The following is a 16592-nucleotide window of genomic DNA, read 5'->3' as shown; positions in this document are numbered from 1 at the left end:
CTCATCCCTCTCTCTCAATCGCTTTATTCACAGCACGCATGATGCCTCCGTACCCTGTACAACGACAAATATTTCCTGATAAAGCTTCTTCCACTTCTGCTTGTGAAGGTTGTGGATTCTCCCCCAGTAACCCAACCACCGAAATAACCATACCCGGTGTACAATAACCACATTGGAATCCACCTTCCTCCAAAAATGCTTGTTGAACGGGATGTAGCCCTACTTCACTCAAACCTTCAATCGTTGTGATCTCTGTTCCTGTACATTGATAAGCCATTGTCAGACAGGCATTAACTGGATGCCCATCCATCAGAACCATGCAAGCACCACATCGTCCCATCTCACATGCACGCTTCGTCCCCGATAGTTCTATATCTTCACGCAGTACGTTGAGGAGACGACGAGCGGCTGGAACTTCAGTTGATATAGCCTTACCATTAATCAAGCAGTTCAGTGTGAAGGTATTATTACGTACATCTCCACTTGCTAGAGATTTATCCGGCATGGATTTTCACCGCCTTATGTGGAATAAATGGCGTTTCTTGCAGCGATTCAGGTTCAATTGGCAGTCGACTTACCCGTTTGCCTACGGCATGGAATACTGCTGAGGCAACTGCTGGTGCTAAATGAACCGAACCGATCTCACCAATGCCACGCGGACCATAGGTATCGTGATCTGGCAAATCCTCTATCGCTTGCACTTCGATCTTGCCATTCATATCGATAATCGTGGGTACTAAATAGGTATCTAAATTCTTGGTTAGATAATTCCCCTCTGACATGACAGCATCCTCGGATAAGGTAAATCCAACCGCCATACTACTCCCACCCTCAATTTGACCGAGATACCCTTGTGGGTTTGCAACAGGGCCTGCGGCCACCACATGAAACTGATCGGTTATACGGACGCGCCCTGTCAGAAGATTCACTTCTACTCTGACGGCGATTGCGGAATACGTGTACAGAAAGTGAGCTCCTACTCTTGGATGAGGCGTTGTCGGGTAATTGAATTTCGTCTCGCAAACGATAGGCTCTGTCAATCCTCTCGCCAACTCGCTGTAAGATACTAACACCTCTTCATCTAGTTTCCAAATGCCACCAGGACCAATCCTTAAACCTTCAATCCCTATATTGGAAAGACTCGCAGCAGCTTCTAATAATGTAGCTGTAAATTCCGGATGGAGTCGCTTCAAAGCCATCCACATCATACTTGTTGCCCGTGAAGCTGTGGATGACCCACTATCGGGTACGACATCTGTATCACCAATGATGATTCTTATATCGTCAGCGCCGAAACCATATTGTTCCATTAACATTTGCTCCATCGTAGCAATCAACCCTTGACCGAATTCCTCGTACCCGAAGATCGCTTCAATTTTGCCATCGATCGCTAGCTTCAGTCTTCCTCCTGCAGGATCGGGAATACCGTAACCAAGACCTGCGCCATGCATAGCGATTGCGGCACCCGTTCCCGTTACAATCCATGGCTCATTATTTCTCATATGCTGATCCTTAGAAATCAATCTAGAATCATCGGCATCCATAAGTTTCGAGTTGCTTAATGCTTCCCAGACTTGGAAGGCCCCATCGGTCTGAGCGATCTCCTGACCTAATGGGCCGAGGTCACCGTATTCTCGTAAATTACGACGTCGTAATTCCCATGGGTCTATCTGTAATTGTTCAGCCAGTCGATCGATCTGACCCTCCAATGCAAAAATGGCTTGATTACCACCAAATCCGCGGAATTCACCAGATACACCATTATTGGTGTAAACAGCAAAACCCTCTACTTCTACATGATCGATTCTATAAGGACCCATGACATGCTCGGTTGCGAAATTCAACACCTCAGCCCCTAATGTGGCATATGCACCCGTATCAGAGATAATTCTTACCTGATGGGCAATAATCTTGCCTTCATCATCACAACCTGTTCTCATCGTGATCTTCATCGGGTGACGCTTCAATCCAGCTCGAACGGATTCGGCACGAGAGTTATGCAGTCTTACCGGGCGGCGTGTTCGTAACGCTAATAAAGCTCCATAAGGCTGAACGTTCAGCTCATCTTTGCCCCCAAAGGAACCTCCAATAGGACTGGAAATGACGCGTATATCTTCTTGTGGTATGTCCAGAATTCGCGACAACTGTATACGATCCATCAGTCCATGCTGCGTGGCCGAATATACGGTAAGTCGACCGTTATCTTCAGGTATAAACAATCCACCTTCAGTTTCCATATAGGTGTGCATCTGTCGTGGTGTCCAGTACGTCTCTTCCGCAATATGACAACAATCTTTAAATACGACTTCAGGTTCTCCCTTACGATATTTCGTATGATGAAGTACATTTCCCTCTGCATGTAACAATATAGCATCCATCTTCATCGCTTCTTCTGGATCATCAAGTAATGGTAATAACTCATAATCAACTTCAATAAGGGACAGTGCATATTCAGCAATTTCATCGTTATCCGCTGCAATCGCCGCAATCGCATCACCTGTGTAGCGCACACGATCACTACAAAATACAGGCTGATGTGGATGTGCAATCCCAAATCCATTCAATCCTGGAACATCCTCATGAGTGAGAACAGCATGCACACCCGGAATTTCTAAAGCCTTCCAAGTACGTATCGACAATATGCGGGCATGGGTATGATGGCTACGGAGCACACGACCCACTAACATCCCATCAACCGTCATGTCGGTTAAATATTGCAACTTACCCGATACCTTATCCAACCCATCAGGTCGCGTACGCCAGCGACTTCCGCTAGATTCCTTATTGAGGATCATATCCCTCTTCCCCCTCTTGCTTGACTATAACGGTAATCCTTTCCACAATTCAGATGCGATAAGATTGCCTGCAGCTTTTTTCTTATAGCTATCTGTGGCAAAAGGGTCACTATATGTCTCAAATCCATCCACTACCGCCTTATAAACGGATGACAGCATGCTCTGCTCGAATACTTGACCTAACAGTATATTCTCAGCTTCCCTTAATCTTTGCGGTTGCCCAGAGCCACCTCCTGCCGCAATTCGTACCTCAAGGATCTTTTGTTCAGCATCCATATTAGCAGTCAATGCGATCGTGACGAGCGATGCAGTAAAGGCATCTCTACGACCTATCTTTTGAAAAATATCAATCCTACTTATATCCAATTCCCGCTCTGGGACAGGAACAATCTCAATCGTAGTTAGAATTCGATGTCTGTGAAAAGGGTTATTCCACCGACTATCCAACCAATCCGCTAATGGCTCACGGGACATCACCATTCCATCGAAAGAGGTCAATTCCGTATCGTATACGAGTAGTGCTGGAAGAATATCACCATACCCAGAAGAAATGTTACCCCCAATGGTGGCTATATTACGAATAGATGGTGCGGCTATATTACGTAATGCCTCTTGAACCGCAGGAGCTGTTGAACCCAGTCTGTCATTCTTCCGACATTCAGATAATGTGACTTGAGACCCAATAGAAAGAGAATTATTATTCCTCATGATCTCTTTCAGCCCTGAGACATTACGAAGATCAATCAAATACTTTGGCATAGAGACCGTTCTAGCTTCCCATTGCGTTCGAAGCAAGGTTCCCCCAGAGATATATACCACGTCTTCACCCAACTGTTCCTTCAGATTCCAAGCCTCTCGCAAATCCCGTGGTTGGTATACAGTAGGTGGTGACAACAGCCCATTACGAAATTCCTCCATATCCCCCATCCCCTTTCCTATCAGCCATTACCAGATATCAAAACCGCTGTTCTCGTACATATGGAACACCCAGCGCCTCTGGCGTACCGGAGGGTTTGTTGCGATTACGGTATCCCAGATACATGAGCACCAGGATCGTGACGATGTATGGAATCATTTTGAGAAAATAAGGTGGTATGCCACTTCCAAGCAGTTGAATCCGGAACCCAAGGGAATCAAGAGCCCCAAAGAAATAAGCACAGAACAATGCACGTAATGGATTCCATCTTGCGAATATAACCAATCCAACCGCTATCCAACCCCGGCCTGCCGTGAGCCCTTCATTCCAAGTTGGGGCATAGGCCAATACCATATTTGCACCCGCAAGACCAATGAGCATTGCGCCAGCTATCACATAGCTGTAGCGAATCAACTGTACGCGTATTCCCATAACATCAGCCGTAGCAGGGCTATCACCAACTGCCCGTAAATGAAGACCCCATGATGTACGGTGAATTAGCAGATGCAGAACCAGAACCATTAGTAAGCTAAACCACGTTAAATAATCCATATTGCCAAATACCTTCCCCAAGATAGGGACCTGTTCTAACCAACCTAGATGCAATTTAGGTGAAGAACCTGGCAAAGGTATACCGCTGATCGGCTTCCCAATATAAGCACTGAGCCCACTTCCAAACAAAGTCATAGCTAACCCTGACATCGTCTGATTCGCCCGTAACGTTACACACAGGAAGGAATGCAGTAAACCTAGAACCGCCGTTACCGCTACGGTTGCAAGTAATGCTACTGCCAAATTACCCGTCCGGATGTATACCATACAAATTGTGACCGCACCCATCAGCATCAGTCCCTCAGCACCAAGTTGGATAATTCCGGCACGTTCATTCAATATGCCACCCAGCGTAGCCAACAGAAGCGGTGTCCCTGCTGAAATCGCTGCTATTAATAACTGAGTCGTGAAATCCATGTGTACCACACTCCTCTTATCTATCCACTTAAAGTAGTCATCTCTATTTATGTGTTCCGACGAACGCGGAACCGGTGAATCATATCTCCAGCAATGACAAAGAAAAGGATGGAACCTTGCAACATTTCCGAGATCGAGGAAGGCAACCCAATGGTCTGTACACTATATCCACCAACGATTAAACCTCCGAACAACACCGAAGTAACGATTAACCCGATCGGATTCAACTTCGCCAGCCAAGCTACAATAATAGCTGTATATCCATAACCCGGGGATATGCCTTGCATCAATTTATGGGTAACCCCCGATACCTCTGCCATTCCCGCTATACCAGCTAAGCCGCCACTGATCAGCATGACAATAATAATATGTCGCTTGATATGAATACCTGCGTAGTGAGCAGCAATCGAATTAGCTCCGATTAAACGAAGTTCGTATCCCCAACGGGTGAAGCGAATCATTAAGTAATAGATCAATACAGCGACGAGTCCAAATACTATACCAAGATGCAACCGTGTGCTCCCCAAGACAGGTAATGACTGTGCAGCAGTGAACATCGATGAGCCTGGGAAGTTAAACCCTTCTGGATCTTTCCAAGGCCCGAACACGACATAATCTAGCGCCAACAGTGCCACATAATTCAACATTAATGAAGTAATAAGCTCATTCACTCCGAAATGTGTCCTTGGCACAGCCGTCATCAATCCCCAGATCGCTCCCGCTGCGAAACCGAATAGGATCATTAGCAACAGTGACCAGAAAGTGGGTAGACCAGGGAAATAAATCGTGACGGCAGTCGCTCCCATGGCTCCAACGGTAAACTGCCCTTCTGCTCCGATATTCCATATGGATATCCGGTAGGCAATAGCAATACCCAGACCACATAGCAGTAGAGGTATTGCCTTCACTATCGTTTCTGTGAACCCATAAGAGGTACCAAAAGCACCACGGAACATTTTTTCATATACCGTTATGGGATTCATTCCGTTAGCAGCAATGAAGATAGAACATAACACCAAGGCTAGGAATACAGAGAGAAAGGGTGTCCACCAAGGTGAACGAGTACGACTTGAGTCATATTCAAGCTGAAATGGCCACCGTTTACCAGTATGGCCCTTGATGTTGGGCTGTGACGAATCAAGTACCACAGCATCGCTTCCGTTGGATTGACTCATACGAAGTTCCCCTCTCTGTCTTGAATACCCGCCATCAACAATCCGATCGTCTCCCGATCTGACTTTTCATATGTTTCTTCTCCAATAATGGAACCATTATATATAACAAGGATACGATCGGATAGCTGTAGAAGCTCATCCAGATCCTCCGATATGAGGAGAATACCACTACCTGAGCCTCGTAACCCCATCAACAGATCATGAACTCCTGCTGTGGCACCAACATCGAGCCCTTGAGTAGGGTGAACAGCCACCATCAACTTGGGCTGATGACTAATCTCTCTGGCAAATAGTAACTTCTGTTGATTCCCACCAGACAAATGCTGTACCGGAGTATCTAGCCCGTGTATCTTCACATTGAATCTACTCACAAGTCCCTGCGACCATAAACGATTCTTTCCTGCCTTCAACAGACCAAATTTAGAATGTTCCTCGCTACGATAGGATTTGAATAATAGATTGTCGACGGAACCAAGTCGGCCTGCAAGTCCACTCTTCATCCGATTCTCAGGAACATGAGAGATACCTGAATCGATAGCCCCTCTTACAGATGCCGATTTCACTGTACTGCCATCAAAAGAAATCTCACCGTTCTTCCACATCCTCAATCCCGTTAATACTTCTGCAAGTTCCTTCTGTCCATTGCCAGCTACACCTGCGACTCCAACTATCTCCCCCTCACACACCGTAAGAGATAAGTTATCCAAAGCCTTACGACCATGATCGGCATCAACATCAATATTCTTCACAACCAGCAATGGACTCCCCTCTGAGACTTCTCGTTCTTGTCGACTAATCGTTACCTCTCTACCGACCATCAATCGAGCTAACTCCCGTTCATCCGTATCCGCTGTTACCAATGTGGCGATCATTTTTCCTTTACGCATCACAGAAATGCAATCCGATGATGCCATAACTTCTTTCATTTTATGCGTTGTCATGATAACCGTTTTACCTTCATTCTTCATGACACGAAGCGTATTGAATAACTGATCCGCCTCACCTGGAGTTAGCACCGAAGTTGGTTCATCCAAAATAATAATATCCGCGCCTCGATAGAGTGTCTTCACAATTTCCACACGTTGTTGCTCTCCAACAGACAGCTGCCATATCGGTAGATCCACTTTAAATCCGAGACCAAAGTGCTCCGCCAACTTCTCAATTTCCTCAACCTTTTTCTTCATCCACTGACTGCCCCGCCAGAAAGACGACTTTTCGCCAAGCACGATATTCTCCACTGCCGTAAGACTCTGCACCAGTCTGAAGTTCTGAAACACCATACCAACCCCAAGTGATGCTGCGTCTTTCGGGGAACGAATTTTCGCAGTCGTGCCACGAATGAGAATTTCTCCTTCATCTGCTCTGTACACACCAGACAGCATACTCATGACCGTACTCTTTCCTGCTCCATTCTCACCAAGCAGTGCATGAATTTCACCCGCATTTGCCGAAAAATCGACTTGATCGCTCGCAATCACCGAACCAAACTTCTTCACAATTCCCCGCATTTCTACTGTATGGTTCAGCATATTGAACATCTCCTTCCTTCGCTAGTTATAGTACAGGTGGAGAAGGTTCTGTGTAAGAACCCACTCCACCTATGGTAGATGTACCGAATACTATGATCTTTGTTTTTTATTGAGGAATTGTGCCTTCTACACCTTTAATCAACCAGTTCATTCCCAACACTTCTTCAAGTGTCATCGCCTGACCCTCTGATACTTGCACAGTGCCTTGATTATCCGTTAACGGGCCTGTGAATACTTCTAGTTCACCACTAATGATCTTGGCTTTCGCCTCTTCCACTAATGCCTTCACATCTTCTGGAACCTTATTACCAAACGGTGCAAGTTCAACCATACCATCAGCCATATCTCCTGAGTACTGTTCATTACTCCATGTTCCATCCATGACCGATTGCACAGCTTTTACATAATACGGACCCCAGTTCCACACTGGATTTGTTAAATAATGATCTGGTGCATATTGACTCATATCTGAATCGTTACCTCCAGCAAAGGCATCCCGTTCAGCGGCCGCTTGTAAGGTTGCAGGTGAATCTTGATAAGCTAACAATACATCTGCACCCTTATCCAAAAGGCTAATCGCCGCTTGACGTTCTGTTGTCGGGTCATACCATGTATTGGTCCACACCACATCGACAAAAATATCAGAGTTCACACTTTGCGCACCAAGCGTAAAGGCATTGAGGTTATAAATAACTTCACTGATCGGAAATGCACCGACATAACCCAGATGATTGTTCTTCGTCATTGTGCCAGCTGCTATACCGGAAAGATAACTTGCTTGATAATTCTTACCGAAATAAGTCCCCATGTTCTCAGCGGTCTTGTATCCTGATGCATGTAAGAATTTCACATTCGGAAACTTACTAGCTACATTAAGCGTGAAATCCATATATCCAAAACTTGTCGTAAACACGATATCATGAGATTGTGCTAATTCTGTTATGATCCGTTCAGCATCCGCACTTTCCGGAACATTCTCAACGTAGTCTGCTGTAATTCCAAGTTCCTTCTCCATATAGAGACGACCTTGGTCATGCTGATAGGTATACCCACCGTCACCCGGAGGACCTATATACACGAAAGCCACCTTAGGTTTTTCTACAACCGGTTCTGTAGTACTCGCATTCTCTCCCGTTGATGTACCCGAATTTGTAGCTTCTACCTCTGTAGTACTGTTTGATATAGCATTGTTACTGCCACAACCCGTTATTACAACCGCTAGAACAACCATTAGCAACATGTTGATAGAGAATCTTCGACCCCTTTTTATCATAGTTCTCCTCCTCCAATGCAATACAAATTTGAACTCCCTTAGTCAACATAATCCTCTGATCATCTCCACGAGGCATACCGTGGATTCATCTGCTATTACCAATAGTATATCTCTACTATACTGAGGTACGGCGATGACGTAAATTTATATAACATACGTTTGTGTTTTTTAATAAAAAAAGAGAGTTCTATTGTGCATCATGCCTTATTCAGGTTCCTTATTACCTATTTTATGTAACATTACATAACATACAATCTAATTTTAACTATTTCAGCCTTATCTATCTGTATTCAGAGTCCATTGAGTGACAATCGTCTCGAAATCCTTACGCGTATCCGCGTCCATGAAATAAAGTGAAGAATCTGCTTCAATAACTACTCCTCGACATTCCGGTGAACGTAGGAGAACAGATGCTCCTTGATCGCCTTCTAAACTTTGAATAGCATTAAATAGTCTTCGCGAGATCAATACAGGTGGCATAATCACACCCCCATATGCATTGGCTACATAATCTAGCTCTGGCGAATTCTCAAATGTATCAATTAAGTGATTGACAAGCTTCGCAGTAATAAAGGGTTGATCGGCAAGCACAATAATAACTGCGTCTGGTTGTGTTGATCGTACTGAATTAAGCCCACAACGCAAGGAATAAGACATCCCTAAATGAGCATTCACACATGTCTCTATCCATCTTACACACGGCCGCTGAGAGCTCGGGGGCAACCAGTCCAACTGATCACCAACGCGCACAACCACTACCAATGACACCAGCCTGCAGGATTCAAACTTTCTAAGCGCGACACTCCCAAGGTGAATCCCATGCGACAACTTCAGAGAGACTTTGGGAATACCCATTCTTTTGCTTTGTCCCGCTGCCAGATAGATGCCTGCTATATTCAATGAACTCCACTCCTTTGGACAGATTCGCCAAACCTAACCTTCTTACTCGAATCATTTCAGCAACGATACTGACTGCAATTTCTTCCGGGCCTTGCCCACCAATAGAAATTCCAACCGGAGCGTGCAACGATGCAGGAGCATCTATTCCTTCCAGAAGCCGACTAATTCGCGTCGTAGAACCAACAATTCCGATGTAGTGGGGATTCACGGGTATTAAACTTTCTAAAAACTGACGATCTCTCTGGAAATGATGACTGCAAATTAGCACATAATCCTCACACCCAATCCCCATCTGACCAACCATTTCCATAGGATGACAGATGAATTTCTCTGCACCAGGAAACTTATTGTGTAAGCTGCCTTCACGCCAATCAGCAACAGTTATTCTGAAGCCTACTCTTTCGGCAAGCTCTGCTATTGGACCCGCATCATGACTGCCCCCAAAGATAACAAGCCGTGGCTTAGGCTCCAACAGCGTACTAAAATTAGTGTGATCACCTTGTGATGATGTAGTCGTCGCTGATACCAGACGGTAAGAATATCCATGATCGTTTGACTCTCGTTGTAGAATTAAGATTTCTCCCCTTGCTATTCGTGCATAAGCTTTAACCAGTAATTGTCTCAACTCTCCCCGGACGGGTTCAAGCAACACTTTAATCCTACCTCCACAACCCATAACTTCCCCCCAAGATAAATCGTCCGAAGAAAGCATGTCGTACTCCACCATTTCCGGCATCCCTGACTTCCATATTTCTTCAGTTCGAAGCTGCAAGTCACTCTCCAGACATCCAGGACTAAGACTTCCCAGCATACCTTCTTCAAAAAACAACATAACCGCACCCACCTTGCGATAGGAGTGTCCCTCAACACCAATTAGAGTAGCAAGCACAGCAGGAGAATCATTGTTCTTCAGATGCAAAATGATATCATACATATCTACGCTCACCCTCCTTCATTCTCGATCCAGCATTCTGCGAAACATAAATACAAGCCGTAACCGTAATAAATCATTTATCTTTTTTAAATCAACATCCAGAAGCTCACTAAGCTTCTCAATTCGATAGGTTGCTGTATTGCGATGGATAAATAACTTTTTTGCCGTCTCATTAATGTGGCCATCATTGTCAAGATAGACTTCCAACGTATGTAGCATTTCCCGCACATACTCTGGTTCCCGACTCAACAGATCACCAAGATTACCATCGCAGAACTTACGCATCATATCCGTTGGGACGTTCTGTAACATCAATGTGATCTCAAGTTGGCGATAATGTACCACTTGCTCATTCATTCCCCAATGCTGTGGACGATTTAAACACTTCTTTACCTCTTCAAAAGCTTCCTTTATACCTTCCGGTTCCGTTTTACGGTTACTGATAGCCGCCCGTGGACTACCCCCATCTATCAATCCCATCTTCTGAAAGCATTCCTTGACCACCATCATAAGGTTCTCAGGGTTCTGTCTATCCACGGGGTATATCGATAGCAAACCTTCATTTACAACGATATGAATCCCTTTCATCTCCTGTTGCAACGAGTGTTTCATATACTCATCTTTCAAACGCAATAATTCTCCCTGTTGTGATTTCTCCGATGTCGATGTTTCCGTCAGAAGTAGCTGAAATGGTGATTGAAGCAGTTCAATTTCTAACTTTGCCGCGACCTGAGCAAGTTCTGTGCAGGATATCCCCCCATTCAGGCAACGTTTCACCATGCTTCCGAATTCCCTTTGCAGATCAGGTTCCAGACAATCTTCGTACCCCGATTGGATATGAAAAGAAATCAATTCAGCTCCTTGAATGAATAAATTCTCTTCGACTGGGAGCATCAGTGGATCTATCTCGAAGTAGATTAAATATCCTATACACTCCTCCCCTTGCATGAGTGGTAAGCGAAGCCCTACCCCTTCACCTATACGAACACGTTGGCTCTTACCTAACCAAGGCCATCCGATGAGGAGTGGCGCTTCATTAAACTGAGAATTGTTGAAGATGATACCTCCGCGAGCGTTAATCACTGCAATGGGATGAGCCATCACTTCAGACATAGAGTCAAAGAGCGGTTGAACGCGATTCGTACGAAGTGCAAATTGCATCAACTTCCGTTGTTTTTCTATCTCTGTCTGCATGGTACTTGTTTTACGAATTAGTTCTGCTCGGAACAAACCGTTCATCTGATCGGAGAATGTAAACTGAAAAGGCAATTCGATTAATGGGAAGTTTAATTTCTCTGCCTCTATAATCAACTCTTCCGGAATTGAATCCCAGAATCGTCCTAACTTGATGCCCAATCCTGAGGCCCCTCGCCGGTTCAATGTCTGTAGTAATGCTGATGCATCCTTCAAACTATCCTTTATTAAATATGCTGTCGTAAGTAGCATTTCGCCTTCTTTGATCCAATCTGAAATATCAGGGGCATCCATCACATTGATCGATTTGATCATTCGATGTTTCCCCTTGGATCCAGCTATAAGTTTCGCTTCAGATAGAGGATAAATGGATAACGCTTCTTCAACTGTAAGATGCATACCACCCCTCCTTTTTACAACTATATTTATTACATGTTATCTTATGTGACATTATATACAAAAATTATCACTTTTGATATATGAAATAAATAATATATTTTAATTGACGTAATAAAATATAACATACTATAATGTTGAAAAAATAAGGACTTTCAGTTCCCCTCCTAGCGGAACTGAAAGTCCTTATTACAAACATATCTTATTTCCAAATTTCTTTGATCCATGACAATAGTCGTAAGTCCTGGCCGTGTCCCCCGATAATGGAGAGACCTAAAGGCAGACCATGTTCTCCAGTTATAGGGACAGTTACCTGCGGTAAGCCAGCAAGACCAGCGATGCAGCATAACTTCATCGCACCACTTCGATTCATCTCTAATTGTCGATCATCTCCTCCACACAATGGTGCAGCCTCTGGTACTGTTGGTATAACAATACAACTACTCTGCCCCAACATACGCCTCAATTGAGATGTCACTTCTGCTCGGAGGGCCCTCGCCGATGTATGATCCTTCCCCTGCTGTTGTGATGCCCAGGTGAAACGTTCTGCAATATCAGATCCAAACTGAGGGTGTTCTCGTTGAATCCACTCGCCATGCGTTGTCCATATTTCATCACCCTGCAACTCACGGAAGGCATCCATCCACTTCTTCAACCCCTCTGGCGCAAGTTCAACAATCTCCGTTGTACTGGTTACATCTTGTTGAAGAATTGCAAGAGCGTTGTATAGACTTTCTGAACTTCCCTTCCCTGCAAGAGCCCAAGCATCTGTAGGTATGACAATACGCTCCATTGACTTCCTGAACGATTGGCTTCTACTCACGACCACACTGTTCTCATTCTCACTATTTCCGCTTTCAAGTAGCACCTTCCCAACCTTATAAAGCAGTTCCGCTTTATCCGCCATCCAGCCTACGGTATCGAAGCTTGGTGATAGAGGTATGACTCCATCCATCCCTATAGCTCCATACGTCGGACGAAAGCCGAAAACTCCACAATAAGAAGATGGAACACGAATAGATCCTCCCGTATCCGTCCCCAGTGCAAAATCTACACCGCCTGAGGCAACCGCAACGGCAGAACCGCTAGAAGAACCACCCGGAATTCGCCCAGGTGCCCTTGGATTCGTGGGTGTACCATAATGATAGTTCTCTCCCCCAAGACTATACATAAGTTCATCCGTATGAGTAACACCTCTCAGCGATGCACCCGCTAGTAGTAACTTTGTAACGACATCCGCGTGATAGGAAGATGCTTCATGTGACCGTAGCCAATCCGGATTGCCCGCAGAAGATCTGTGATCTGTAATTGCAAATACATCTTTTACTGCAAATACCAAGCCATCCAAATATCCTCGTCTCATTGGCATAACGTTTAACTCTGGAGTTATAAACGCTCCATAGCGATTATCCACGACCTTCATCCCCCCCCCTCTATCAATGTCATGCACATACCATTTCATAACTTGTATTTCCCTGTTTCTTCACCATCCGATTGCAGCTCCGTCACACCGAGGATCACTGCCACCCTGACGGAATCCATTCGCATCTATTCCTATCATGTGAGCATGCCCAACAATACCATCGTATGCCCCAACTGTACGAACGATATGACCTGCAGCTGCTAGCTCTCTTCGAATGAATTCAGGTACTCGACTTTCCAATTTCAGTTCATTTGTAGGTTCTCCCCAAGTTCTCCCCCATACAAATCTCGGTTCCTCCACAGCTTGTTGCGGGTTCATACCGTAATGTAGCATACGTGTGAGCAACATTGTCTGGGTCTGCGGTTGCCCTTCTCCCCCCTGTGTTCCATACAAAATCGCAGGCTTCCCGTTTTTACATGCCATAGCAGGCATCAATGTGTGAAAAGTCCGCTTATGCGGCTCCAGCGTATTAATCGCTAGTGGATCTAATGAGAAGAAGGATCCTCTATTCTGAAGTAATATCCCTGTATCTCCTGCAACGACTCCCGAACCAAATTCGAAATACAAACTTTGTATGAAAGAAACGGCATTCCCTTCTTCATCCACTACCGCCGCGTATGCAGTATCCCGTCCAACGGGCTCACTTGTCATCTTTGATGCTTCCTGAAATGAAATGGTTGATGCCAGTTTCGCAGAATAACTTTTGTTCAGAAGTATACCCAAGGGAATATGACTGAATGCAGGGTCTGTGAGTACTTGATCGCGATCTCGAAAACTAAGCTTCAGCGCTTCCACAAGTAAGTGGAAATACTCGTAAGAACCATGCTCTATTCCTTTGAAATTAAAATTCTCTAATATATTGAGACTCATAAGTGCCGTGAATCCTTGTGAATTGGGTGGTACCTGATAAACGGTATATCCTTGGTAATCTGTTGAAATGGGCTCTACCCAGTTTCCTTTGTGATCTGCGAAGTCCTCTCGGGTAAGGAAACCTCCCGATTTGAACATATAATCTGAGATCGTTGCAGCGATCTCCCCTTTATAAAAGGCATCTCGGCCTCCCTCCCTGATCTTCCGTAATGTAGTGGCCAATTGGAGTTGCACAAATCTTTCACCGGCATGCGGTATTCTTCCACCAGGAATATATATAGCGGATGCCAATGGTTCGGCAATCAAGGATGCTTCAGCCTGATGACAATTGCTCCATTGATCTGGTGATAGTGGAAATCCCTCTAAAGCATATTCTAGCGCTGGCACTAATACCTCAGATAGAGTCAGTCGCCCATATTGCTGGAGGATAGCATCCCAACTATCGACCATGCCCGGAACTGTAATCGCACTGCGAATACCACGCTTTGGAATTGAGGATTCACCCTCGTAGCTATCACGACTGACACCATAGGCGGATCTCCCACTACCGTTATAAGCACGAACCTGACCTTCATCTGTACAGTAGGTCAACCAAAAGGCATCACCACCTAGTCCCGTCATATGAGGATATACTACTGCTAGACAAGCACTCACAGCGACAGCAGCATCATAGGCGTTGCCACCCTGTTCAAGGATCCTTGCACCCGCTGCTGAGGCTAGATAATGGGGACTGACAACCATAGTTTTTGTACCGATAACTGGTTTCCCTAACATATTTCCCTTCCCCCTCAGACATAATCCATATGAGAATACTATTAACCATCCACTCCCGTTAACAGTTATAATTAATGTCATTTAACATTACGATAAAATTCAAGTCAATGAATTATCAGAGCACGTAAATTCTCCAAGCGTTATTTGTGATTGATGCACAAACTTTACCCACCTGTTAGGTATAAAGAAATATAATATAAAGGAATATGATATAGATGATTACAAACGAATTGTATGGTATAAGTAATAATGGATGAGGTTTGTCCAAGGAGGGTATCATGTGAAATCAACACAAAATGACTATATACAATTAGCAACTTCTATGTTCAAAACAGGGATTCTTGGTTACGGAGGGGGGCCTTCTGTTATTCCACTCATACGTCATGATGCTGTCATGCGATATGACTGGTTGAATGATGATGAATTCGGGGAAACATTAGCGATTGCAAATGCCTTACCAGGTCCGATTGCAACCAAAATGGCTGCTTATCTCGGCTATAAATTAAAAGGCGTACGAGGAGCTATCGTTTCCGTACTCGCTCATATATTACCAAGTTGTATTGCTATGATTGCTCTCTTGTCCGCGATAAATTATCTAAGTGGCTCTAAAGTTGTTGCAGGCATGATTGCAGGAGTATCGCCTGTTATTGCCGTGATGCTGGGACTGATGGCTTACGAATTTGCTCAAAAAGCCTATAAAGGATTAGGTAAGTGGTTAGGTCTATCTTTCTTCCTGTTAGCGTTGATATTACTTGAAGTTGTTCAACTGCACCCAGCTATTGTTATTGTGCTCTTTCTAGCTTATGGAACGATACATTATCGGGCTATTGCAAAGGTTAAGCGTAAACAAGATAAAGAGGGTGAGACATCATGATAGATTTACTTCAATTAATTTATGGATTCTTCATGGCCAATGCACTTGGATACGGTGGTGGGCCTGCCTCGATCCCGCTTATGTATGAGGAAATTGTTCCACATTATGGTTGGCTTACTGATGAAGAATTCTCTAATATGTTAGCACTTGCCAATGCGCTACCCGGTCCAATCGCTACCAAGATTGCTGCATATGTCGGTTATGATGTATACGGATGGCTTGGAATATTCGTTACTCTTCTAGCTACAATCGTCCCTTCCGCCACCGCATTGATCATACTGCTTCAGATTATGCAGAAATATCGGCACTCTACCGTAGTAAAAGGAATGACCTTGCTTGTACAGCCGGTTATAGCTGTTATGATGGCTGTTCTCACATGGCAAATGGCAAAAAGCCCTGCCGAATCCATCGGAATCTGGCAGACGCTAATCATAGCCGCAATTGCATTCTTTGCTATACAGCGTTTAAAGATTCATCCCGCTTTAGTGATACTTGCCGCGTTTGTTTACGGTGGACTCGTACTCCAATATACCGTTTAGGTATATTGGAAATGGTCTTTCCTTGATCTAG

General features: G+C 44.6%; 14 protein-coding genes. 2 read left to right on the top strand and 12 right to left on the bottom strand.

What is annotated here, in order from left to right:
- Window position 1 precedes the first annotated feature (1 nt).
- The 12 genes from LPB68_RS13740 to ggt all read right to left on the bottom strand — a co-directional run bounded on the left by LPB68_RS13740 (window position 2) and on the right by ggt (window position 15148).
- Entirely contained in the window at window positions 2-505 is a 504-nt protein-coding gene (locus LPB68_RS13740) for a (2Fe-2S)-binding protein (RefSeq protein WP_068660282.1), read from the bottom strand.
- Window positions 495-2795, bottom strand: a complete 2301-nt coding sequence (gene pucD, locus LPB68_RS13735) for a xanthine dehydrogenase subunit D (RefSeq protein WP_068660284.1) — start codon at window positions 2793-2795, stop codon at window positions 495-497. Before pucD ends, LPB68_RS13740 begins: the two co-directional genes overlap by 11 nt.
- Before the next feature lie 24 nt (window positions 2796-2819).
- Window positions 2820-3713, bottom strand: a complete 894-nt coding sequence (locus LPB68_RS13730) for an FAD binding domain-containing protein (RefSeq protein WP_068660286.1) — start codon at window positions 3711-3713, stop codon at window positions 2820-2822.
- 37 nt (window positions 3714-3750) lie between these two features.
- Complete coding sequence (locus LPB68_RS13725) at window positions 3751-4680, bottom strand: ABC transporter permease (protein ID WP_068660288.1); 930 nt, start codon at window positions 4678-4680, stop codon at window positions 3751-3753.
- Between the two features lie 47 nt (window positions 4681-4727).
- Complete coding sequence (locus LPB68_RS13720; protein ID WP_068660290.1) at window positions 4728-5855, bottom strand: ABC transporter permease; 1128 nt, start codon at window positions 5853-5855, stop codon at window positions 4728-4730.
- Complete coding sequence (locus LPB68_RS13715; protein ID WP_068660292.1) at window positions 5852-7384, bottom strand: ABC transporter ATP-binding protein; 1533 nt, start codon at window positions 7382-7384, stop codon at window positions 5852-5854. Before LPB68_RS13715 ends, LPB68_RS13720 begins: the two co-directional genes overlap by 4 nt.
- A 106-nt stretch (window positions 7385-7490) precedes the next feature.
- Complete coding sequence (locus LPB68_RS13710) at window positions 7491-8657, bottom strand: BMP family ABC transporter substrate-binding protein (RefSeq protein ID WP_068660294.1); 1167 nt, start codon at window positions 8655-8657, stop codon at window positions 7491-7493.
- A gap of 276 nt (window positions 8658-8933) precedes the next feature.
- Window positions 8934-9512 carry an NTP transferase domain-containing protein gene (locus LPB68_RS13705; protein ID WP_082865788.1) on the bottom strand — a complete coding sequence of 193 codons (579 nt, stop codon included), beginning with the start codon at window positions 9510-9512 and terminating at the stop codon, window positions 8934-8936.
- Window positions 9448-10491 carry an XdhC family protein gene (locus LPB68_RS13700; protein ID WP_068660296.1) on the bottom strand — a complete coding sequence of 348 codons (1044 nt, stop codon included), beginning with the start codon at window positions 10489-10491 and terminating at the stop codon, window positions 9448-9450. The genes LPB68_RS13705 and LPB68_RS13700 overlap by 65 nt, the downstream gene beginning before the upstream one ends.
- An 18-nt stretch (window positions 10492-10509) precedes the next feature.
- Window positions 10510-12084, bottom strand: a complete 1575-nt coding sequence (locus LPB68_RS13695; protein ID WP_068660298.1) for a PucR family transcriptional regulator — start codon at window positions 12082-12084, stop codon at window positions 10510-10512.
- A 199-nt stretch (window positions 12085-12283) separates the two neighbouring features.
- Window positions 12284-13504, bottom strand: coding sequence for an amidase (locus LPB68_RS13690; protein ID WP_332455210.1), 1221 nt, complete (start codon window positions 13502-13504; stop codon window positions 12284-12286).
- A 60-nt stretch (window positions 13505-13564) separates the two neighbouring features.
- A complete protein-coding gene (gene ggt, locus LPB68_RS13685) occupies window positions 13565-15148 on the bottom strand; it encodes a gamma-glutamyltransferase (protein WP_068660300.1) in 1584 nt (527 codons plus the stop codon).
- 280 nt (window positions 15149-15428) lie between these two features.
- On the opposite strand from ggt, the gene LPB68_RS13680 reads away from it, so the two are divergent.
- Window positions 15429-16022 carry a chromate efflux transporter ChrB gene (locus tag LPB68_RS13680; RefSeq protein ID WP_257786614.1) on the top strand — a complete coding sequence of 198 codons (594 nt, stop codon included), beginning with the start codon at window positions 15429-15431 and terminating at the stop codon, window positions 16020-16022.
- On the top strand, window positions 16019-16561 hold the full coding sequence (locus tag LPB68_RS13675) for a chromate efflux transporter ChrA (protein WP_068660304.1): 543 nt from the start codon (window positions 16019-16021) through the stop codon (window positions 16559-16561). Before LPB68_RS13680 ends, LPB68_RS13675 begins: the two co-directional genes overlap by 4 nt.
- The last annotated feature ends 31 nt before the right edge of the window (window positions 16562-16592 follow it).

The sequence above is a fragment of the Paenibacillus crassostreae genome, assembly GCF_001857945.1.
GTDB classification, from domain to species: Bacteria; Bacillota; Bacilli; order Paenibacillales; family Paenibacillaceae; genus Paenibacillus_AQ; species Paenibacillus_AQ crassostreae.
Note: the sequence above shows the minus strand (reverse complement) of the source record. Positions and strands in the feature narration are given on the sequence as shown.